This window comes from Pseudomonas sp. W5-01 (assembly GCF_046540435.1).
Lineage (GTDB): Bacteria > Pseudomonadota > Gammaproteobacteria > Pseudomonadales > Pseudomonadaceae > Aquipseudomonas > Aquipseudomonas graminis_B.
The window spans coordinates 388,728-407,359 of the sequence record NZ_JAXCIP010000004.1 but is presented as its reverse complement, the minus strand read 5'-3'; the positions used below and the strand labels follow the sequence as shown (position 1 = coordinate 407,359).

20 protein-coding genes and 1 other RNA gene are annotated in these 18,632 nt (G+C 60.0%); 16 read left to right on the top strand and 5 right to left on the bottom strand.

The features are described 5' to 3' along the window. The first annotated feature begins 148 nt into the window (after positions 1–148). From rplM to SLW75_RS15315, 7 genes are all read left to right on the top strand, one after another. Positions 149–577: a 50S ribosomal protein L13 gene (gene rplM, locus SLW75_RS15345; protein ID WP_019693576.1), complete on the top strand. Its 429-nt coding sequence runs from the start codon at positions 149–151 to the stop codon at positions 575–577. Between the two features lie 14 nt (positions 578–591). Next, complete coding sequence (rpsI, locus tag SLW75_RS15340) at positions 592–984, top strand: 30S ribosomal protein S9 (protein ID WP_065992123.1); 393 nt, start codon at positions 592–594, stop codon at positions 982–984. Positions 985–1,120: 136 nt separating this feature from the next. After that, positions 1,121–1,714: a ubiquinol-cytochrome c reductase iron-sulfur subunit gene (gene petA / locus SLW75_RS15335; protein ID WP_410934958.1), complete on the top strand. Its 594-nt coding sequence runs from the start codon at positions 1,121–1,123 to the stop codon at positions 1,712–1,714. Further along, positions 1,714–2,925 carry a cytochrome b gene (locus SLW75_RS15330; RefSeq protein WP_410934853.1) on the top strand — a complete coding sequence of 404 codons (1,212 nt, stop codon included), beginning with the start codon at positions 1,714–1,716 and terminating at the stop codon, positions 2,923–2,925. Before petA ends, SLW75_RS15330 begins: the two co-directional genes overlap by 1 nt. Further along, positions 2,925–3,701 carry a cytochrome c1 gene (locus SLW75_RS15325; protein WP_410934852.1) on the top strand — a complete coding sequence of 259 codons (777 nt, stop codon included), beginning with the start codon at positions 2,925–2,927 and terminating at the stop codon, positions 3,699–3,701. Before SLW75_RS15330 ends, SLW75_RS15325 begins: the two co-directional genes overlap by 1 nt. Positions 3,702–3,927: 226 nt before the next feature. Then, complete coding sequence (locus SLW75_RS15320) at positions 3,928–4,545, top strand: glutathione S-transferase N-terminal domain-containing protein (protein ID WP_065992129.1); 618 nt, start codon at positions 3,928–3,930, stop codon at positions 4,543–4,545. Positions 4,546–4,563: 18 nt separating this feature from the next. Continuing rightward, positions 4,564–4,977, top strand: a complete 414-nt coding sequence (locus SLW75_RS15315; RefSeq protein WP_065992131.1) for a ClpXP protease specificity-enhancing factor — start codon at positions 4,564–4,566, stop codon at positions 4,975–4,977. Between the two features lie 268 nt (positions 4,978–5,245). Here the strand turns inward: SLW75_RS15315 and SLW75_RS15310 are convergent, their stop codons facing one another. The 5 genes from SLW75_RS15310 to SLW75_RS15290 all read right to left on the bottom strand — a co-directional run bounded on the left by SLW75_RS15310 (position 5,246) and on the right by SLW75_RS15290 (position 9,410). After that, positions 5,246–5,446, bottom strand: a complete 201-nt coding sequence (locus SLW75_RS15310) for a hypothetical protein (RefSeq protein WP_410934851.1) — start codon at positions 5,444–5,446, stop codon at positions 5,246–5,248. 330 nt (positions 5,447–5,776) lie between these two features. Then, the gene (locus SLW75_RS15305) at positions 5,777–6,355 is read right to left on the bottom strand and encodes a BON domain-containing protein (RefSeq protein ID WP_065992133.1); all 579 of its coding nucleotides are present in this window, start codon (positions 6,353–6,355) and stop codon (positions 5,777–5,779) included. Beyond that, complete coding sequence (locus tag SLW75_RS15300) at positions 6,352–6,945, bottom strand: phosphoheptose isomerase (RefSeq protein ID WP_065992135.1); 594 nt, start codon at positions 6,943–6,945, stop codon at positions 6,352–6,354. Before SLW75_RS15300 ends, SLW75_RS15305 begins: the two co-directional genes overlap by 4 nt. Positions 6,946–7,224: 279 nt before the next feature. After that, positions 7,225–7,599, bottom strand: a complete 375-nt coding sequence (locus SLW75_RS15295; RefSeq protein ID WP_265388465.1) for a YraN family protein — start codon at positions 7,597–7,599, stop codon at positions 7,225–7,227. Then, entirely contained in the window at positions 7,596–9,410 is a 1,815-nt protein-coding gene (locus SLW75_RS15290) for a penicillin-binding protein activator (RefSeq protein WP_410934850.1), read from the bottom strand. Before SLW75_RS15290 ends, SLW75_RS15295 begins: the two co-directional genes overlap by 4 nt. Positions 9,411–9,632: 222 nt before the next feature. Here SLW75_RS15290 and rsmI point away from each other — a divergent pair, with 222 nt between their 5' ends. From rsmI to mraY, 9 genes are all read left to right on the top strand, one after another. After that, positions 9,633–10,538: a 16S rRNA (cytidine(1402)-2'-O)-methyltransferase gene (gene rsmI, locus SLW75_RS15285; protein ID WP_410934849.1), complete on the top strand. Its 906-nt coding sequence runs from the start codon at positions 9,633–9,635 to the stop codon at positions 10,536–10,538. Between the two features lie 86 nt (positions 10,539–10,624). Beyond that, positions 10,625–10,982: RNase P RNA component class A (rnpB, locus tag SLW75_RS15280), an RNA gene on the top strand. Positions 10,983–11,288: 306 nt separating this feature from the next. Next, complete coding sequence (mraZ, locus tag SLW75_RS15275) at positions 11,289–11,744, top strand: division/cell wall cluster transcriptional repressor MraZ (RefSeq protein ID WP_037017349.1); 456 nt, start codon at positions 11,289–11,291, stop codon at positions 11,742–11,744. Beyond that, on the top strand, positions 11,741–12,688 hold the full coding sequence (rsmH, locus tag SLW75_RS15270; protein ID WP_296311778.1) for a 16S rRNA (cytosine(1402)-N(4))-methyltransferase RsmH: 948 nt from the start codon (positions 11,741–11,743) through the stop codon (positions 12,686–12,688). The genes mraZ and rsmH overlap by 4 nt, the downstream gene beginning before the upstream one ends. Continuing rightward, on the top strand, positions 12,685–12,978 hold the full coding sequence (gene ftsL, locus SLW75_RS15265) for a cell division protein FtsL (protein WP_037014701.1): 294 nt from the start codon (positions 12,685–12,687) through the stop codon (positions 12,976–12,978). Before rsmH ends, ftsL begins: the two co-directional genes overlap by 4 nt. Continuing rightward, the gene (locus tag SLW75_RS15260) at positions 12,978–14,723 is read left to right on the top strand and encodes a peptidoglycan D,D-transpeptidase FtsI family protein (protein ID WP_197985980.1); all 1,746 of its coding nucleotides are present in this window, start codon (positions 12,978–12,980) and stop codon (positions 14,721–14,723) included. The genes ftsL and SLW75_RS15260 overlap by 1 nt, the downstream gene beginning before the upstream one ends. After that, positions 14,723–16,186, top strand: a complete 1,464-nt coding sequence (locus SLW75_RS15255; RefSeq protein ID WP_410934848.1) for a UDP-N-acetylmuramoyl-L-alanyl-D-glutamate--2,6-diaminopimelate ligase — start codon at positions 14,723–14,725, stop codon at positions 16,184–16,186. The genes SLW75_RS15260 and SLW75_RS15255 overlap by 1 nt, the downstream gene beginning before the upstream one ends. After that, complete coding sequence (locus SLW75_RS15250) at positions 16,179–17,549, top strand: UDP-N-acetylmuramoyl-tripeptide--D-alanyl-D-alanine ligase (RefSeq protein WP_410928468.1); 1,371 nt, start codon at positions 16,179–16,181, stop codon at positions 17,547–17,549. Before SLW75_RS15255 ends, SLW75_RS15250 begins: the two co-directional genes overlap by 8 nt. Further along, complete coding sequence (mraY, locus tag SLW75_RS15245) at positions 17,549–18,631, top strand: phospho-N-acetylmuramoyl-pentapeptide-transferase (RefSeq protein ID WP_037014691.1); 1,083 nt, start codon at positions 17,549–17,551, stop codon at positions 18,629–18,631. Before SLW75_RS15250 ends, mraY begins: the two co-directional genes overlap by 1 nt. Position 18,632: the final 1 nt, after the last annotated feature.

Genomic DNA, 18,632 nt, shown 5'->3' with positions numbered 1-18,632 from the left:
CCGGCGACAAAAGAAACCGCTGCGATCGAACGCGCTGACCCGAGCCCCCTATAGCGTTCGTGCCCGGCGGCCTTTGACTTGTCAAAGACCGTACTAATGAGTATGCTCCGCCGTCTATTTTTCAGGGCGGCCTTTGAGGCTATAAAGAATGAAAACTTTTACCGCTAAACCGGAAACAGTAAAGCGCGACTGGTTCGTCGTCGACGCTGCTGGTCAGACCCTGGGTCGTCTGGCCACTGAAATCGCGAGCCGTCTGCGTGGCAAGCACAAGCCGGAATACACTCCGCACGTTGACACTGGCGACTACATCGTCGTGATCAATGCCGAGCAGATCCGTGTGACCGGTGCCAAGACCACCGACAAGATCTACTACTCTCACTCCGGTTTCCCGGGCGGGATCAAGTCGATCAACTTTGAAAAGCTGATCGCCAAAGCTCCTGAGCGCGTGATCGAGACCGCGGTCAAAGGCATGCTGCCTAAGAACCCGCTGGGTCGCGACATGTATCGTAAGCTGAAAGTCTATGCGGGCGCTGCACACCCTCATACTGCTCAGCAGCCCCAAGAACTGAAGTTTTAACGGAATAGTTCATTATGTCGGCGACTCAAAATTACGGCACTGGCCGTCGCAAGACCGCAACCGCTCGCGTTTTCCTGCGTCCGGGTACCGGTAACATCTCCATCAACAACCGTTCCCTGGACTCGTTCTTCGGTCGCGAAACTGCCCGCATGGTAGTTCGTCAGCCGCTGGAACTGACTCAGACTGTCGAGAAATTCGACATCTACGTCACTGTCATCGGCGGTGGTGTTAGTGGTCAAGCTGGCGCAATCCGCCACGGTATCACCCGCGCTCTGATGCAATACGACGAAACCCTGCGCGGCGCTCTGCGCAAAGCAGGCTTTGTCACTCGCGATGCTCGCGAAGTTGAACGTAAGAAAGTCGGTCTGCGTAAAGCGCGTAAGCGTCCGCAGTACTCGAAGCGTTAATTCGCTTCCGTTCAAAAAGAACGCTCAGTTTCTATACGAAGCTGGGCGTTTTTTTATGGCTGTCGTTTATGGCTGTCGTTTATTGATTTCGAGGGCCTGATCAAGGAGATCTCGGATGCTGACGGAAGAGGGCGCAATGGGCAATGACGGTGTTAACAAGGCCCGGCGTCGCTTCCTCGTGACGGCAACGTCTGTGGTAGGCGCAGCAGGAGCGGTCGGCGCCGCCGTGCCATTTGTGGGGTCATGGTTCCCCAGTGCCAAAGCCAGGGCGGCGGGAGCGCCTGTCAAAGTCAACATCAGCAAGATCGAGCCGGGCCAGCAGATGATCGCTCAATGGCGCGGTCAGCCGGTGTTCATTGTCCGTCGCACGCCCGAGATCCTGTCCAGTCTGAGCAAGCTTATCGGCGAGCTGTCCGACCCTGATTCAAAGGATTCCATCCAGCCTGCCTATGTCGATCCGGTTGTCCGTTCAATCCGGCCTGACATCCTGCTGTTGATCGGCATCTGTACCCATCTCGGCTGCTCGCCTACGTTTCGGCCCGAAGTCGCCCCGGTCGACCTGGGCAAAGATTGGGTCGGCGGATATTTCTGCCCTTGTCACGGCTCCAGGTACGACCTTGCCGGACGCGTCTACAGGGCGCAGCCTGCACCGCTGAATCTGCCAGTGCCCCCGCATTCCTACGAGTCGGACTCAATCATCGTCATTGGTGTGGATCAGGAGAAAGCGTGATGAGCAGGCTCATGGACTGGATCAATGCGCGCTTTCCCGCGACTTCGATTTGGGAGAACCACCTCAGCAAGTATTACGTACCCAAAAACCTCAACTTTTTCTATTTTTTCGGCTCGCTGGCGTTGCTGGTGCTGGTCAACCAGATCCTTACGGGCATCTGGCTGACGATGAGTTACACGCCCACGGCTGAGGGGGCCTTCGCCTCGATCGAGTACATCATGCGTGACGTCGCATACGGCTCAATCCTGCGACTGCTGCACTCGACTGGCGCATCGGCGTTCTTCATCGTCATCTACTTGCACATGTTTCGCGGGCTGCTGTACGGCTCATATCAGAAGCCGCGGGAGTTGGTCTGGGTTTTCGGCATGCTGATTTATCTGGCGCTGATGGCGGAAGCGTTTACCGGCTACCTGCTGCCGTGGGGGCAGATGTCGTACTGGGGCGCTCAGGTGATCATTTCGCTGTTCGGCGCGATTCCCCTCATCGGGGGCGACCTCGCTCAGTGGATTCGTGGCGATTACCTCGTTTCAGGCATCACACTCAATCGCTTCTTCGCGCTGCACGTCGTGGCCTTGCCGATCGTGATCGTCGGGCTTGTGGTGCTGCATATTCTGGCGCTGCGTGAAGTGGGCTCGAACAACCCCGATGGCATCGACATCAAAAAGTACAAGGACGAGAACGGCAACCCCCTGGACGGCATTCCTTTCCACCCGTACTACACGGTCAAGGATCTGCTCGGCGTCGTGGTGTTTTTGTTGATCTTCTGCTCGGTGGTATTTTTCTTCCCGGAGATGGGCGGCTACTTTCTCGAGAAGGCCAACTTCGAGCTGGCGAACCCACTCAAGACCCCGGAGCACATTGCGCCGGTCTGGTACTTCACGCCGTTCTACGCCATCTTGCGCGCCATCCCGGACAAGCTCCTCGGCGTCATGGCCATGGGCGCAGCCATCGCCTTGCTGTTCGTGCTGCCGTGGCTTGACCGCAGTCCGGTCAAATCGATGCGCTACAAGGGCTGGCTGAGCCGCCTCTGGCTGCTGCTGTTTTGCGCGTCCTTCGGGACGCTCGGGGTGCTGGGCGTTCTGCCGCCGAGCCCCGGCCGTGCGTTGCTGTCACAGGTCTGCACCTTCCTGTATTTCGCCTACTTCATCCTGATGCCGTTCTACACGCGGATGGAGCGGACGAAGCCGGTGCCGGACAGGGTGACCGGTTGATGAAAACGCTGTGCCTGGTCTTGCTCATTGCCCTGTTGCCGGCGTTGTCGTTTGCCGGTGAGCATGGCGCGGAACTGGAAAGCGTCGACATCGACGTGTCCGACAAGGGGGCCCTGCAGGATGGCGCGCAGACGTTCGTCAATTACTGCATGGGTTGCCACAGCGCCAGTTTCCAGCGCTATGAACGCGTCGCGGACGATTTGGGCATTTCCCACGAGCTGATGCTGGAAAAGCTGGCGCCTGCCGGAGCGAAGATCGGCGATCACATGACCATCGGCATGCAGCCGGCGGATGCGAAAACCTGGTTCGGTGCAGCACCGCCCGATCTGACCCTTGTGGCGCGGGTACGCGGAACTGACTGGCTCTACGGCTACCTGCGATCATTCTACGAGGACCCGACGCGGCCCTGGGGCGTGAACAACAGCCTTCTCCCCGACGTCGCCATGCCCAACGTGCTGGAAGGGCTTCAGGGGCGTCAGAGGCTCGGCTGCCAGCAGGTACCGCGTGGCGAAGGCGACAAAAAAAGCGATGGGCCTGCTGGCTCGCCGTTGACCGATCAAGCCTGCGATCAACTGATGATCATGCCCAACACCGGGACGCTGACCGAAGAACAGTTCAACGTGAAGGTCAAGAACCTCGTCACCTTCCTCGCTTACTCAGCCAACCCAGACAAGCTCCAGCACCAGCGCATCGGCACCTTCGTGCTGCTTTACCTCGCCGTGTTGTTCATCCTGGCCTACCTGCTTAAGCGCGAATTCTGGAAAGACATCCACTGAGCGGACGTCTGATTCGCGGGTCTGCGCCGCTTGCGGCTGAGCTGTTTCAGGTAATGAGGGAAGAGCAGGTATAGTGGCGGGCTTAAGATTGCAGAATCAACCTTGAGTAAATGAGCTATCTTGTCGCCCGCGTTGAACACCCGATCATCGTGGACGTCGCCGAAAGCGCCCTCGCGGCGCATCCGTATTTCTGCTTTTTGAATATCTACAAGCGAGGAGGACCGCCATGGGCGTGACCAATCGGTTGGCCTGTTACTCCGACCCCGCCGACCACTATTCCCATCGCGTGCGCATTGTGCTCGCCGAGAAAGGTGTCAGCGCCGAGATCATTGAAGTTGTCGAGGGCCGTCATCCGCCCAAATTGATCGAGGTGAATCCGTACGGCAGCGTGCCAACCCTGGTCGATCGCGACCTGGCGTTGTACGAGTCGACGGTGGTGATGGAATACCTGGACGAACGTTATCCCCATCCGCCGCTGCTCCCGGTCTATCCGGTAGCGCGTGCCAACAGCCGCTTGCTGATCCACCGGATTCAGCGCGACTGGTGCGGTCTGGTGGATCTGATTCTGGACCCGCGCAGCAAAGAAGCTGCACGTGTTCAGGCGCGCAAGGAACTGCGCGAAAGTCTGACCGGTGTGTCGCCGTTGTTCGCGGACAAGCCTTTTTTCCTGAGCGACGAGCAAAGTCTGGTCGACTGCTGTCTATTGCCCATACTCTGGCGCCTGCCGATTCTGGGTATCGAATTGCCGCGGCCCGCCAAGCCGCTGCTTGACTATATGGAGCGCCAATTTGCGCGTGAGGCATTTCAGGCAAGTCTGTCTGGTGCCGAACGCGACATGCGCTAAGGCCTTAGGAGCCGTTTGATGAACTCCAGTCGCCCGTATCTGATCCGCGCGCTGTATGAGTGGATCGTAGATAACGATTGCACACCGCACGTACTCGTCAATGCCGAGTATCCAGCGGTGCAAGTCCCGCAAGGCTTCGCCAATGACGGGCAGATCGTCCTGAACATTTCACCGAGCGCCGTGCGCCATCTGCACATGGACAACGACGCGGTGAGTTTTGAAGGCCGCTTCGGTGGCGTTCCCCACAGCCTGTACGTGCCGATTGCCGCAATCATGGGCATTTACGCCCGCGAAAACGGCCAGGGCATGGTCTTCGACCTGGAGCCTGCTGTGGATGAAGACGAAGATCTGGACGTCGAAGACGACATGCCGCCACCGAACGACGAACCGCCACGCCCTACGGGCCGGCCGAGTCTGAAAGTGGTCAAGTAAGTTGCGCCTGCAGTAACGAAAAAGGCGATCCCGAGGGATCGCCTTTTTTGTGTGCGCCGAGTCGCGGCTGCCCATTCATACTAGGTCGTAAGCGGCCAGCGAACACACCTTCAGAAATCCGGAATTAAAAGCGATGGTGTCTGCCTGCCGTATCAGTGGATTGATGGATTGATGGATTGATGGATTGATGGATTGATGGATGGCTGGCGGATCTGAGCAAGGCATATTCCCTGTACGTGTAAATAGCACCGGGAATTTCGGCTTGCACTTACAAATCTCGTTTAAGCGCCTCCTGCTTGCTAAAGGCTCGAAGGCAGATGCTGACTATCACCACCACAACGCAATAGACGACACCCTTGGGCGCGTCCAGAACGCCGTCATCGAAAATAAATATGGCGGCAATGAGTGCAAAAACCACTGTGCTACTCAGCCAGGCCTCGCGGAAAAATTTCTTCTGCTGTTCATTCATGGTCAGTTCTTAGTCCTTTAAGTGGTTACGGCGCTAGCCATGCAATGTGGCCGGCGCCGATGAGGTGCTGTCAACATAGTATCTGGATTGCCCGGATATAGCGGCACGGGTCTGTGCTGCACGGTGTGCGGCATGCTCGGCTTGCTTTCCGCGAGGGGGCTGTATGAATGTGGGGTGATATGCACGTCAACCACCTTTAGGGATAGTCGCGCCCTAAGCCACGCATAAAAAAGCCCTCACTCGGAGGGCTTGGTATGTTTCTGGTACATCCGGACTCCAAAGAGCCCGTAGCTAACTTTTTAAGCAAGCCAATAGGCGGCTGTCACACCATCAATCAATGTACTCAAACAGCTTGACGATCTTCTGTACGCCGCCGACGCCTTGCACCAGGTTGGTGGCGCGGGTGGCTTCTGCCTGGGTCAGCAGGCCCAGCAGGTAGACGATGCCGTTTTCAGTCACGACCTTGATGCGCGAGCCAGGGATGGCGCTGTCGGTGAGCATTTCGGTTTTGATCTTGCTGGTCAGCCAGGCGTCATTGCTGCGCGCCAGCATCGAGGACGGGCCGGTCACCTGGAGCTCGTTGTTGACCTTCTTGACCTTCTGCACCTGGCTGGCGGTTTGCTCGGCCAGTTGCTTGAGGTCGGCGCGCGGTGTCTGGCCGGCCAGCAGGACGATGCCGTTGAAGCTGGTCACGACGATGTGCGAGGCGTTGTCCAGATCAGGGTTGGCCTTGGCGATGTTCACCGAGACCTTGGTCTCGATCAGCGAGTCGTCGATCTTGCTGCCGAAGGTGCGTGTACCGCGATCGTCATCGATCGGCGCTTCACGGCTGGCGTTGATCACCGAGCTGCATCCGCTGATGCCCAGGCAGAGCGTCAGGGCCAGCAGGCTAAGACGTTTGGATATCATTCTTCACTCCCGAACAGTTGGCTGTCGATCAAGTCGCAAAGGCAGTGGATCGCCAGCAGGTGGACTTCCTGAATACGTGCGGTGACTTTTGCCGGGACGCGGATTTCAACGTCCTCCGGCAACAGCAGCGACGCGACGTCGCCGCCATCGCGACCGGTCAAGGCTACGACAATCATTTCACGATCATGTGCGGCCTGGATGGCCTGAATAATGTTCGCCGAATTGCCGCTGGTGGAAATCGCCAGCAGCACATCGCCCGGCTGACCCAGCGCACGAATCTGTTTGGAGAAGATTTCGTTGTAGCTGTAGTCGTTGGCAATCGAGGTGATGGTGGAGGTGTCGGTGGTCAGCGCGATAGCGGGCAGGCTCGGTCGCTCGCGCTCGAAACGGTTGAGCAGTTCCGAGGAAAAGTGCTGAGCATCACCCGCCGAACCGCCGTTGCCGCAGGCGAGCATCTTGCCCTCGTTGAGCAGGGCGTTGACCATCACTTGGCTGGCTTGCTCGATGTGGGGTGCAACCACATCCATCGCCTGTTGCTTGGTGTCGATGCTGGCCTGAAAAAGCTGGCGGATTCGGGATTGCATGTCCATCTATGAAAACCTTAATAGGGGCGGCTGGTCGGGGCGGCATCCGATAAGTCATCGGCGTCCCGGCACAAAACTGTGCAGCCCGCAAAGCAAAGAGCAAAAAGAGCCAGTGTGTTTCGTTGGGTGGTAAGGGATAAAGCTCAGCAACAGAGCTTCCCGGCTAAAGCCGGTCCTACAAAGCTGTCGCAGGTCCTACAGGGCCTGATGCGCCTCCAGTGGGACCGGCTTTAGCCGGGAAGGCGGCCGATCTTACGCTGCAAACCCCACGGAATCATCGCGTTTTCAGCAATCGAACGCATTTGTCAGCCAATTCAGCGCGGGTGATGTACCGGGGTCGCCATTGATCGCGACAACGTCAAAGCGACACGGCGAATCGGCCCAGCGCACCTCGCTTTGCAGAAAGGATTGAGCCGCCAGCGTGAGCTTTTCCTGCTTGCGAAAATCGACGCTTTCCAGTGCGCCACCCCAACCGGCGTGGCGACGATACCGAACTTCGACGAATACTACTGTATCGCCGTCGAGCATGACCAGATCAAGCTCGCCGCGTTTGCATGACCAGTTGCGGGTAATCAGCTGCAATCCATGCTGTTGCAGGTGACGCAAGGCGTAGGCTTCGGCCTCGCGCCCTGCTGTTTGACGGGTGGTGCCTGAGGTCAAGGCGCGGTGTCCGGCAGGCGCTGGACCTTGCCGTCTACGAATTCTGCCCACGGCAGCTGGCGCTCGATGCGTTGGCCCTGACCGATCGCCAGGCTGCCGGACAGGCCATCGATGCGGCTGTCAGGAAGGGTTTTCAGCTGAGTCAGTCGTGGCGCCAAACGATACGCGTCGATGCCCATGGCGTAGAGACGGCCAAGGCTGCCGGAGGCTTGTGGCCATTGAGCGGTCACTTGCTGGCGCAGCGGGTCGTTAGCGTTCAGCAACCACGGGGTTTCGCAGAAGCGCACGCCGTTCAGGTCGTTGTACATCGCCGGGTCGCCGCTGTTGGTGAACAGGTGCGAAGTGGCGTAGACCGGAACATCACCAGCGTACTGGAAGACCATGGTCGGCTTGATCTGCTGCGCCTGTTGAGGCGTCGCGGCGAGGAACATGAAGTCTACGTCCTGGCGACGGGAAGGCTGGGCAGCCATCTGCGTGCCAGTGGCGCTTTGGACGCGCTGGGCACGGCCTTCGCTGCTGCGCAGCTGGAACAGATCGGCAACCTGTTGAGCGAGTGCGACCGGCTGATCAATGCGTTCAGCACCCAGCAGGGTGCCGCCCTTGGCTTGCCAGCTTTGACGGAAGGCCTCCAGCACGCGATCACCCCATTCGCCCTTGGGCACCATGGCCACCGCACTGCGCTTGCCATCGGCCCAGGCGCGGCGCGCCACTTCACGAGCTTCGTCTTCAGCCGCCAGACCGAACTGGTACAGCTCGGCAGGGCCCTGGGTACCGGAATCGCTGTAGTTCAGCGCCAGCGTGGTGATCGGCAATTGAGGGCGAGCGCTCAGCTGTTTAACCAGTGGCTTCTCCAGCGGACCGACCACCAGTTGCACGCCGGCCGCTTTGGCTTGTGCGTAGAAGGCGTCCATCGACGTCACGCGGGAACTGTCGAACACTTCGATCGCAGGTGGCTTCTCGCCGGCCTGTTGAGCTTGATAGTTCGCGGCCATGAAGCCGTCACGCAGCGCGCGGGATACCGAAGCGAGCGGACCGTCTTGCGGCAGCAGTAACGCAATTTTGGTCAACGGCTGGCTCTTCAGGTCACGCAATTGCGCGAGGGCAGTCGGCAACTGACGTGCCGCCGGGTGCTGAGGGTTCTGCGCTTTCCAGTTGTCGATGGCCGCCTGTTGCTGCTCCAGCGTGCCGGCACCTTTGACTGCGCGGGCCAGGCTCAGCCAGCCGCCCATGTCATCGTTGGCAGAGCTTTCCAGCTGCTCGGGTGGCAGCGCGGCAACCAGCGTCCAGATGGCGTCGTTGTTCGCGTTCAGTGCGTCGCCTTGCAGCAGCGGGCCCATGAACACGCGCTCACTCGCGGCGGCGAGGGTCTGACCATCTGCCTCAAAAGCCCGGGCGCGAACGGTGTGAGCACGGGTTTGCAGGTCGACCGGCATTTCGCCCAGATGCTGCATGCTCGGGTGGTTGAGGGCGGTCAGCGCGGCTTTCGGCTGGCTGCGACCCAGTGCCAGTTCGGCAGACAGGGTGTTGGCGTAGATTTGTTTGTCGGTTTTGAGCTGGTCCATCTGCACCTGCTCAAGGATGCTCGCGGCGCGGCTCGGGTTGTTCTGGCGCGCTGCCAGATCGGCCGCCGTCAGTTTCAGCAACGCTGCCTGATCCGGCGACTTCGCCGCAGCGGCTTGTTCGAGCAGTTGTTCGATGCTGGCATCGGGGGAGCGAGGCAATTCGCCAAGGCTGGAGGAGGGCGAACCGGCACAGGCAGCCAGAAGGGCAGCCAGGCAGAGGGCAGAGAACAGCCGCAGGCAAGCGATCATGTGTATGTTCCTGATACTCGAGCAAATTAGCGTGGAAGTGTACCCAAGCACTGGCCGGGGCGCGACGTTGAAGGCGTTAAAGCGGCGATATGGGTCGTCTCCGGGCGTGTCAGCCAGGCTGAAACGTCTTTCGCGGGGTCGCTGCCCTGATGCTGGCACTCGAACTGCGTTTTCAGGTCTCACGGGGTGCGGCGTCCTGTTTTGTGCGCCGCAGCCTGTACAATGCAGGCTTTTACACAACATGAGGTGTGCGCTTTGACTGCTCCGGGTGTTTCGAATTCCACTACAGGCGCGCTTTATGTGGTGGCCACGCCGATCGGCAACCTGGATGACATGAGCGCCCGTGCCTTAAAGGTGCTGCGCGATGTTTCGCTGATTGCCGCAGAAGATACCCGGCACTCGTTACGGCTGATGCAGCACTTTGGCATTCCGACGCCGTTGGCGGCCTGTCATGAGCACAACGAGCGCGAGGAGGGCAGCCGCTTTATTACGCGTCTGCTGGCGGGCGACAACGTTGCGTTGATTTCCGATGCCGGCACGCCACTGATTTCCGATCCTGGCTACCATCTGGTGCGTCAGGCCCGGGCAGCCGGTATTCAAGTGATCCCGGTCCCGGGCGCCTGTGCCTTGATCGCGGCGTTGTCTGCGGCAGGGTTGCCGTCAGACCGCTTTATCTTCGAAGGCTTCTTGCCCGCCAAGTCAGTGGGTCGCAAAGCGCGGCTGGAACTCGTCAAAGAAGAACCGCGCACGCTGATCTTCTATGAAGCGCCCCATCGCATTCTCGAATGCCTTCAGGACATGGAGGAAATCTTCGGTCCGGACCGTCCCGCCTTGCTCGGGCGAGAGTTGACGAAAACGTTCGAAACCCTCAAAGGACTGCCGCTGTCCGAACTGCGTGCCTTCGTTGAGGGCGACAGTAATCAGCAACGGGGCGAGTGCGTTGTGCTGGTGGCAGGTTGGAGCGAACCCGAAGGCGAGGATGTGATTGGCGCCGAAGCGCGGCGGGTGCTGGATCTGCTACTGGCGGAAATGCCGCTCAAGCGTGCAGCTGCGCTGGCAGCAGAGATCACCGGCGTACGCAAAAACCTGCTTTATCAGGTGGCGCTGGATAAACAGAAAAGCGTGTGACGGGATGTCGCGGGCAGCGCTGCAAATGGCGCGAGAGCCGATTAAAGCTTGTTCTTGAGCCGTCCTCCCATTAACCTTGGCGGCGGAGAGTCGATTGGACAGTCGCTGCCTTTCATTGTTCTGCAATGAAGGGGGGAGGAAAGTCCGGGCTCCATAGGGCGGAGTGCCAGGTAACGCCTGGGGGGCGCGAGCCTACGGAAAGTGCCACAGAAAATAACCGCCTAAGCACTTCGGTGCCGGTAAGGGTGAAAAGGTGCGGTAAGAGCGCACCGCACGGCTGGCAACAGTTCGTGGCTAGGTAAACCCCACTCGGAGCAAGACCAAATAGGGTTCCAAGGCGTGGCCCGCGCTGGAACCGGGTAGGTTGCTAAAGATGTCCAGTGATGGCCATCGTAGAGGAATGACTGTCCTCGACAGAACCCGGCTTACAGATCGACTCTCCACCTCCTTTTCTCCCCCTCGTTTGTACGATTTATCCCCTCCGGTAATACCAAAAAAATCTTAAACCTCACAAATCACTTTAACTTCGAACGCCATCCGTTTGTTCGTCCTAGGAAATATCCGTAGGACCGATCCGAAATCCGCCACATCTCCTTCGTAAGTGCTCCTAAATATCCGTCCTATAAGGGTTTTCCTCGTGAAGTCGCCTTGACGGTGTGGTGGGCGCATTCCTATAGTGTGCGCGAGTGGCGGAAAGTGGCGTGAAGTGGGTTTTTTAGGCTCGAAAAGATAATATTTGGAGATCGCGCCGTGTTCCGTGGTGCAAACGCAATCAATCTCGACGCAAAGGGCCGTCTCGCTATGCCGAGCCGGTACCGTGACGAGTTGGATTCGCGTAGCGCAGGGCAACTGATCGTCACCATTGATACCGTCGACCCGTGCTTGTGCATCTATCCGCTTCCCGAGTGGGAGCTGATCGAGGCCAAGCTGCGTGAGCTCGCCACCTTCCGTGAAGAAAACCGTCGTCTGCAGCGGCTGTTGATCGGGAACGCGGTGGATCTGGAGCTGGACGGCAGCGGGCGTTTCCTGGTGCCGCCACGTTTGCGTGAATACGCCAAGCTCGATAAGCGAGTGATGCTGGTAGGCCAGCTCAACAAGTTTCAACTGTGGGATGAGGACGCCTGGAACGCACTTGCTGATGCGGACCTTGCGGCCATTCAAAAACCGGGCGCTATGCCTGATGAACTGCGTGATTTGATTCTGTGACTACGAATAGCGGCTTTACCCACATCACCGTACTGCTCGAAGAAGCCGTCGAGGCTCTCGCGGTGCGCGCCGATGGCTGCTATCTGGATGGCACCTTTGGGCGCGGCGGACATAGCCGCCTCATATTGCAGAACCTGGGGCCGGAGGGGCGGCTTCTCGGATTCGATAAAGATCCCCAGGCGATTGCCACCGGGCAAACGCTGGCGGCCGAAGACGGCCGCTTTGTCATTGTGCAGCGCAGCTTTGCCGAGCTGGGCGCCGAAGCTCAAGCACGCGGGTTGGCGGGCAAGGTCAGCGGCATCCTTCTGGATCTCGGTGTGTCGTCGCCACAACTGGACGACCCTGAGCGCGGCTTCAGCTTCATGAACGATGGCCCCCTCGACATGCGCATGGACCCGTCCCGCGGCGTCAGCGCAGCCGAGTTCGTCAATACGGCGCCCGCCGAAGAAATCGCCCGCGTTTTCAAAGAATACGGCGAAGAACGTTTCTCCCGCCGCATGGCAGGTGCCGTCGTGGCCCGTCGCGAGACTCAGCCGTTCGAGCGCACTGGCGATCTGGCCGAAGTGCTGAAAGTCGCCAACCCGGCGTGGGAAAAGGGCAAGAACCCTGCGACCCGCGCGTTCCAGGGCCTGCGCATCCACGTCAACAACGAACTGGGCGATCTGGAAGCAGGGCTCGATGCTGCGCTGGAAGCCCTTGAAGTGGGCGGCCGTCTGGTGGTCATCAGCTTCCACTCCCTGGAAGACCGCATCGTCAAATTGTTCATGCGCAAGCTGGTCAAGGGCGAAGCTGACAACCTGCCGCGCAACCTGCCGATCCGTCATCAGGCGTTCGAGCCACGTATCAAGCTGGTCGGCAAGGCGCAATTCGCGTCCGACGATGAAACCCGCGCCAACCCGCGTTCGCGCAGCGCCGTCATGCGCGTCGCGGAGAAACTCCGATGAGCCGCGGTTTCTTCAAGCCCCTGCCGGGCGGCAGCTTCTTCATGCTGATGCTGTTTATCGCTGTGCTGGTGTCGGCCATCGGTGTGGCGTACAGCGCGCACTGGAACCGTCAGCTGCTCAACTCCCTGTACGGTGAACTCAGCGTGCGCGACAAGGCGCAGGCCGAGTGGGGTCGTCTGATTCTTGAGCAAAGCACCTGGACTGCCCACAGCCGTATCGAGGCCCTGGCCACCGATCAGCTGAAAATGCGCATTCCGAACGCCGCCGATATCCGGATGGTGTCGCCATGATGAAACTCGAAGGGGCGCTCTACCCGTGGCGGTTCCGTGTCGTGGTCGGCCTGCTGTCGGTCATGGTCATCGCGATCTGCTACCGCATCGTCGACCTGCAAGTCATCGACCACCGCTTCCTTATCGAACAGGGTGATGCGCGCAGCCTGCGTACCGTTTCAATTCCTGCCCACCGTGGTTTGATCACTGACCGCAACGGTGAGCCCCTTGCTGTCAGTACGCCGGTCACCACCATCTGGGCCAACCCGTCCGAAATGCAGGCCGACAAGACCAAGTGGGTCCAGCTTGCACAAGCGTTGGGGCAGGACCCCAAGGCGCTGACGGATCGCCTCAATGAGCAGGCGAGCAAAGAATTCATCTATCTGGTCCGTGGCCTGACCCCGGAGCAGGGTCAGTCGGTACTCGATCTGAAAGTCCCGGGCGTTTACGGCAAGGAAGAATTCCGCCGTTTCTACCCGGCGGGCGATGTCACCGCGCACATGGTCGGCTTTACCGACCTCGATGATCACGGCCGTGAAGGCGTAGAGCTGGCCTATGAAGACTGGCTGGCGGGTGTCCCCGGCAAGCGGCAGGTCATCAAGGACCGGCGCGGCAGGATGATCAAAGACCTGCAAGTGAAGAAAAACGCCAAGGCCGGCAAGACCTTGGCTTTGTCTATTGATCTGCGCCTGCAATACCTGGCAACCCGCGAGCTGCGTAACGCCATTCAGGAGAACGACGCCAAGGCCGGCAGCCTGGTGATCATGGACGTGAAAACCGGCGAAGTACTGGCGATGGTCAATCAGCCGACCTACAACCCGAACAACCGTCGCACCATGGTGCCGGCCGCGATGCGTAACCGCGCAATCATCGACGTGTTCGAGCCCGGTTCGACCATGAAGCCGATCTCCATGACCGCGGCGCTGGAAAGCGGCCGCTGGAAACCGAGCGACAAGGTCGAGGTGTATCCGGGTACGTTGCAGATCGGTAAATACACCATCCGTGACGTGACCAAAACCGAAGGACCGATCCTCGACCTGACCGGCATCCTGATCAACTCCAGTAACGTCGGCATGAGTAAAGTGGCGTTTGACGTGGGTGGCGAAGCGATTTTCCATGCCATGCAGCGTGTGGGACTGGGCCAATACACCGGCCTCGGCTTCCCGGGCGAGCGCGTTGGCAACCTGCCGAACTACCGCGAGTGGCGCAAGGCTGAAACCGCTACGCTTTCATACGGCTACGGCCTGTCGGTCACGGCGCTGCAGTTGGTGCACGCCTACGCGGCACTGGCCAACAACGGCAAGATTGTGCCGCTGACCATTCTCAAAACTGATAATCCAGCCGAGTCGGTTCAGGCCATTCCGGAAGCGACGGCCAAGACCGTGCAGGGCATGTTGCAGCAAGTGATCGAAGACCCGCGCGGCGTTTACCGTGCGCGCGTTCCGTCGTATCACGTGGCAGGCAAGTCCGGTACCGCGCGGAAGACGTCCGTGGGCACCAAGGGTTACGCCGAAAACTCCTACCGTTCGCTGTTCGCCGGCTTCGGCCCGATGAGCAACCCGCGTTACGCGGTCGTTGTGGTCATCGATGAGCCGAGCAAGGGCGGTTACTTCGGCGGTCTGGTTTCCGCGCCTGTATTCAGCAAGGTGATGTCGGGCACGTTGCGCTTGATGAACGTGCGTCCGGACAACCTCGCGCCGGTTCCGCCTGAGCAACAAGCTAACGCTGTGCCCGCCGTCGCTCCAGTCAAGGGAGGGCGTGGCTGATGTCTTTGAATTTGAGCAAGCTGTTTGCCCAGTGCAACCGCGATCTGCTGATTCGCGAACTGACCCTGGACAGCCGCAAGGTGCGTCCGGGCGATCTGTTTCTGGCGATTCCGGGCCTCAAGGTCGATGGCCGTGAGCACATTACCGACGCCATTGCACACGGCGCAGCGGCCATCGCTTATGAAGCTGAAGGCGCCAAGGTGCTGCCGATCACCGACATCCCGATGATGCCGGTCAAGGGCCTGGCGGCACAGTTGTCCGACCTCGCCGGGCGCTTTTATGGCGACCCGAGCCGCAACCTGAACCTGATCGGCGTGACCGGCACCAACGGCAAAACCAGCGTGACTCAGTTGGTGGCGCAGGCGCTGGACACCCTCGGGCAGCACTGCGGCATCATCGGCACGCTGGGCACCGGCTTCTATAGCGAGCTGAAAAGCGGCATTCACACCACGCCGGATCCGATCTCCGTGCAATCGACCCTCTATGACCTGAAAAGGGCCGGGGCCAAAGCGGTTGCCATGGAAGTCTCGTCCCATGGGCTGGATCAGGGCCGGGTGACCGCGCTGGCGTTCGACGTGGCGGTGATGACCAATCTGTCCCGTGACCATCTCGATTACCACGGCACCATGGAAGCCTACGCGGCCGCCAAGGCCAAGCTGTTCGCCTGGAATGACCTGCGTTGCCGTGTGGTCAATCTCGACGACGCCTTTGGGCGCGAGCTTGCGGCTGCGCCCCATGCGTCGCGTCTGATCACTTACAGCCAGGAAGACAGCAGCGCTTATCTGTTCTGCCGCGATGCGCATTTCGATGACGACGGCGTACGCGCGACCTTGCTGACGCCCCAGGGCAGTCATGTCTTGCGCAGCAGCTTGCTGGGCCGTTTCAACCTGAGCAATGTGCTGGCCGCAGTCGGCGCGTTGATGGGTCTCGATTATCCGCTGGACGACATCTTGAAGGTGCTGCCAACGCTGGAAGGCCCTGCCGGCCGGATGCAGCGTCTGGGCGGTGGCTCGCGTCCACTGGTGGTGGTCGATTACGCCCACACCCCTGATGCGCTGGAAAAAGTGCTTGCCGCTTTGCGCCCCCACGCAAAAGGTCAACTGACCTGCCTGTTCGGCTGCGGCGGCGATCGCGATCGTGGCAAGCGTCCGCTGATGGCCGAAGTGGTCGAGCGTCTGGCCGACAAAGTGGTGGTCACCGACGACAACCCGCGCAGCGAAGACCCGGCCCATATTTTCGATGACATCCGTGCTGGGTTCGTCTTGGCGAAAGCAGTCGATTTCGTTGCCGGGCGCGGTCAGGCCATCGCGCAGATCATCGCCCAGGCGTCCGCTGCCGATGTGATCGTGCTGGCCGGCAAGGGCCACGAGGATTACCAGGAAATCAACGGACAGCGTCAGGCATTTTCCGATCTCGAAGAAGCCACTAAAGCGCTCGACGCCTGGGAGGCCGCACATGCTTAAGCCGCTCTCGTTCAGCGAATTGCTTGTGCCGCTCGACGCGCGTCGTGTGGGCCATGACTGCAGTTTCTCCGGTGTCAGCATCGACAGCCGCGGGATCACGCCCGGCCAGTTGTTCGTGGCGCTGACCGGCCCGCGGTTTGACGGTCACGACTACCTTGATCAAGTCGCCGCCAAAGGCGCAGTCGGCGCATTGGTTGAGCGCGAGATCCCGGGCAGTTCGTTGCCGCAGTTGATCGTCACCGACACCCGCAAAGCCCTGGCGCAACTGGGCGCGCTGAACCGCAATGCGTTTATGGACAAGCCGGTCGCTGCGATCACCGGTTCCAGCGGCAAGACCACTGTGAAAGAAATGCTCGCGAGCATTCTGCGCACGCGCGGTCCTGTGCTTGCGACGCGCGGCAATCTGAACAACGAATTGGGCGTCCCGTTGACGCTGCTTGAGCTGGCGCCGGAATTCGATGCCGCTGTGATTGAACTGGGCGCGTCCCGTGTGGGCGAGATCGCTTTCACCGTCAGCCTGACCAAGCCCCACGTCTGTGTCCTGACCAACGCCGGGACTGCCCACGTGGGCGAGTTCGGCGGTCCGGAAAAGATCGTCGAAGCCAAGGGCGAGATCATCGAAGGCCTGGACGCTCGCGGTATCGCGGTATTGAACCTCGACGACAAGGCATTCGATATCTGGGTGGCCCGCGCCGGCGCACGCAAAGTCTTGAGCTTCGCGCTCAGCAACAGCCGCGCCGACTTCCACGCCACCGACCTGGGCATCGACGCGCGCGGTTGCCCGGCGTTCACGCTGAACACCCCGGCCGGCTCCGCGCCGGTGCAATTGAATCTGTTGGGCACGCATAACGTTGCCAACGCATTGGCCGCCGCTGCTGCTGCCCATGCGCTGGGCGTGTCGCTCGCGGGCATCGTTGCCGGGCTCAACGACGTTCAGCCGGTCAAGGGTCGCACTGTGGCGCAACTGGCGCCGAACGGCATGCGCGTCATTGATGACACCTACAACGCCAACCCCACGTCCGTGGCGGCCGCGACCGACATTCTCACCGGGTTCCCGGGCCGCAAGGTGCTGGTGCTGGGCGATATCGGCGAGTTGGGCGCCTGGGCGGAGCAGGGCCATCGCGACGTCGGCGCATACGCAGTCGGCAAGGTCGACGCGCTGTATGCCGTCGGTCCGTTGATGGCCCATGCGGTCAGGGCTTTCGGGCAGGATGCCCGCCATTTTGAAACTCAGGCCGAGCTGATCGAAGCGCTCGGCGCCGAGCACGATAAAAACACCACCATTTTGATTAAAGGTTCACGCAGCGCTGCGATGGAAAACGTCGTAGCGGCCTTATGCGGAACACGCCTGGAGAAACATTAATGCTGCTGCTGCTGGCCGAGTATCTGCAACAGTTCTACAAAGGCTTCGCGGTCTTTCAGTACCTGACCCTGCGCGGGATCCTTGGCGTGCTCACTGCACTGTCACTTTCCCTGTGCCTGGGCCCGTGGATGATCCGCGCCCTGCAGAGCAAGCAGATCGGTCAATCCGTGCGTAACGACGGACCCCAATCGCACCTCTCCAAGTCCGGCACGCCGACCATGGGTGGCGCGCTGATTCTGTCTGCAATCGGCATCGCCACGTTGTTGTGGGCTGATCTGAGCAACCGTTACGTCTGGGTCGTGCTGATCGTCACGCTGCTGTTTGGCGCCATCGGTTGGGTCGACGACTACCGCAAGGTGATCGAAAAGAACTCGCGCGGTCTTCCGAGCCGCTGGAAATACTTCTGGCAGTCGGTGTTCGGTCTGGGCGCGGCGATCTTCCTTTATATGACGGCGCAATCTCCGGTTGAAACCACACTGCTGATTCCGATGCTCAAAGACTTCAGCATCCCGCTGGGCATCGGCTTCGTCGTGCTGACCTACTTCGTGATCGTCGGCTCCAGCAACGCGGTTAACCTCACCGATGGCCTTGACGGCCTGGCGATCATGCCAACGGTGATGGTTGGCGGCGCGCTGGGGATCTTCTGCTACCTGTCGGGTAACGTGAAGTTCGCGGAATACCTGCTGATTCCTTACGTGCCGGGCGCGGGCGAATTGATTGTGTTCTGTGGCGCGCTGATCGGTGCGGGTCTGGGCTTCCTCTGGTTCAACACCTATCCGGCTCAGGTCTTTATGGGCGACGTCGGTGCACTGGCACTGGGCGCGGCATTGGGCACCATCGCGGTGATCGTCCGTCAGGAAATTGTCCTGTTCATCATGGGCGGCGTCTTCGTCATGGAAACCCTGTCAGTCGTCATTCAGGTCGCATCCTTTAAATTGACCGGCCGCCGCGTTTTCCGCATGGCGCCCATCCATCACCACTTTGAACTCAAGGGCTGGCCCGAGCCGCGCGTGATTGTCCGTTTCTGGATCATCACCGTGATTCTGGTGTTGGTCGGCCTTGCCACGTTGAAACTGAGGTAGA

Coding starts and splice junctions, on each gene's coding strand:
- rplM (WP_019693576.1), top strand. CDS start 149: ATGAAAACTTTTACCGCTAAACCGGAAACAGTAAAGCGCGACTGGTTC.
- rpsI (WP_065992123.1), top strand. CDS start 592: ATGTCGGCGACTCAAAATTACGGCACTGGCCGTCGCAAGACCGCAACC.
- petA (WP_410934958.1), top strand. CDS start 1,121: ATGGGCAATGACGGTGTTAACAAGGCCCGGCGTCGCTTCCTCGTGACG.
- SLW75_RS15330 (WP_410934853.1), top strand. CDS start 1,714: ATGAGCAGGCTCATGGACTGGATCAATGCGCGCTTTCCCGCGACTTCG.
- SLW75_RS15325 (WP_410934852.1), top strand. CDS start 2,925: ATGAAAACGCTGTGCCTGGTCTTGCTCATTGCCCTGTTGCCGGCGTTG.
- SLW75_RS15320 (WP_065992129.1), top strand. CDS start 3,928: ATGGGCGTGACCAATCGGTTGGCCTGTTACTCCGACCCCGCCGACCAC.
- SLW75_RS15315 (WP_065992131.1), top strand. CDS start 4,564: ATGAACTCCAGTCGCCCGTATCTGATCCGCGCGCTGTATGAGTGGATC.
- SLW75_RS15310 (WP_410934851.1), bottom strand. CDS start 5,446: ATGAATGAACAGCAGAAGAAATTTTTCCGCGAGGCCTGGCTGAGTAGC.
- SLW75_RS15305 (WP_065992133.1), bottom strand. CDS start 6,355: ATGATATCCAAACGTCTTAGCCTGCTGGCCCTGACGCTCTGCCTGGGC.
- SLW75_RS15300 (WP_065992135.1), bottom strand. CDS start 6,945: ATGGACATGCAATCCCGAATCCGCCAGCTTTTTCAGGCCAGCATCGAC.
- SLW75_RS15290 (WP_410934850.1), bottom strand. CDS start 9,410: ATGATCGCTTGCCTGCGGCTGTTCTCTGCCCTCTGCCTGGCTGCCCTT.
- rsmI (WP_410934849.1), top strand. CDS start 9,633: ATGCAGGCTTTTACACAACATGAGGTGTGCGCTTTGACTGCTCCGGGT.
- ftsL (WP_037014701.1), top strand. CDS start 12,685: ATGAGCCGCGGTTTCTTCAAGCCCCTGCCGGGCGGCAGCTTCTTCATG.
- SLW75_RS15260 (WP_197985980.1), top strand. CDS start 12,978: ATGAAACTCGAAGGGGCGCTCTACCCGTGGCGGTTCCGTGTCGTGGTC.
- SLW75_RS15255 (WP_410934848.1), top strand. CDS start 14,723: ATGTCTTTGAATTTGAGCAAGCTGTTTGCCCAGTGCAACCGCGATCTG.
- SLW75_RS15250 (WP_410928468.1), top strand. CDS start 16,179: ATGCTTAAGCCGCTCTCGTTCAGCGAATTGCTTGTGCCGCTCGACGCG.
- mraY (WP_037014691.1), top strand. CDS start 17,549: ATGCTGCTGCTGCTGGCCGAGTATCTGCAACAGTTCTACAAAGGCTTC.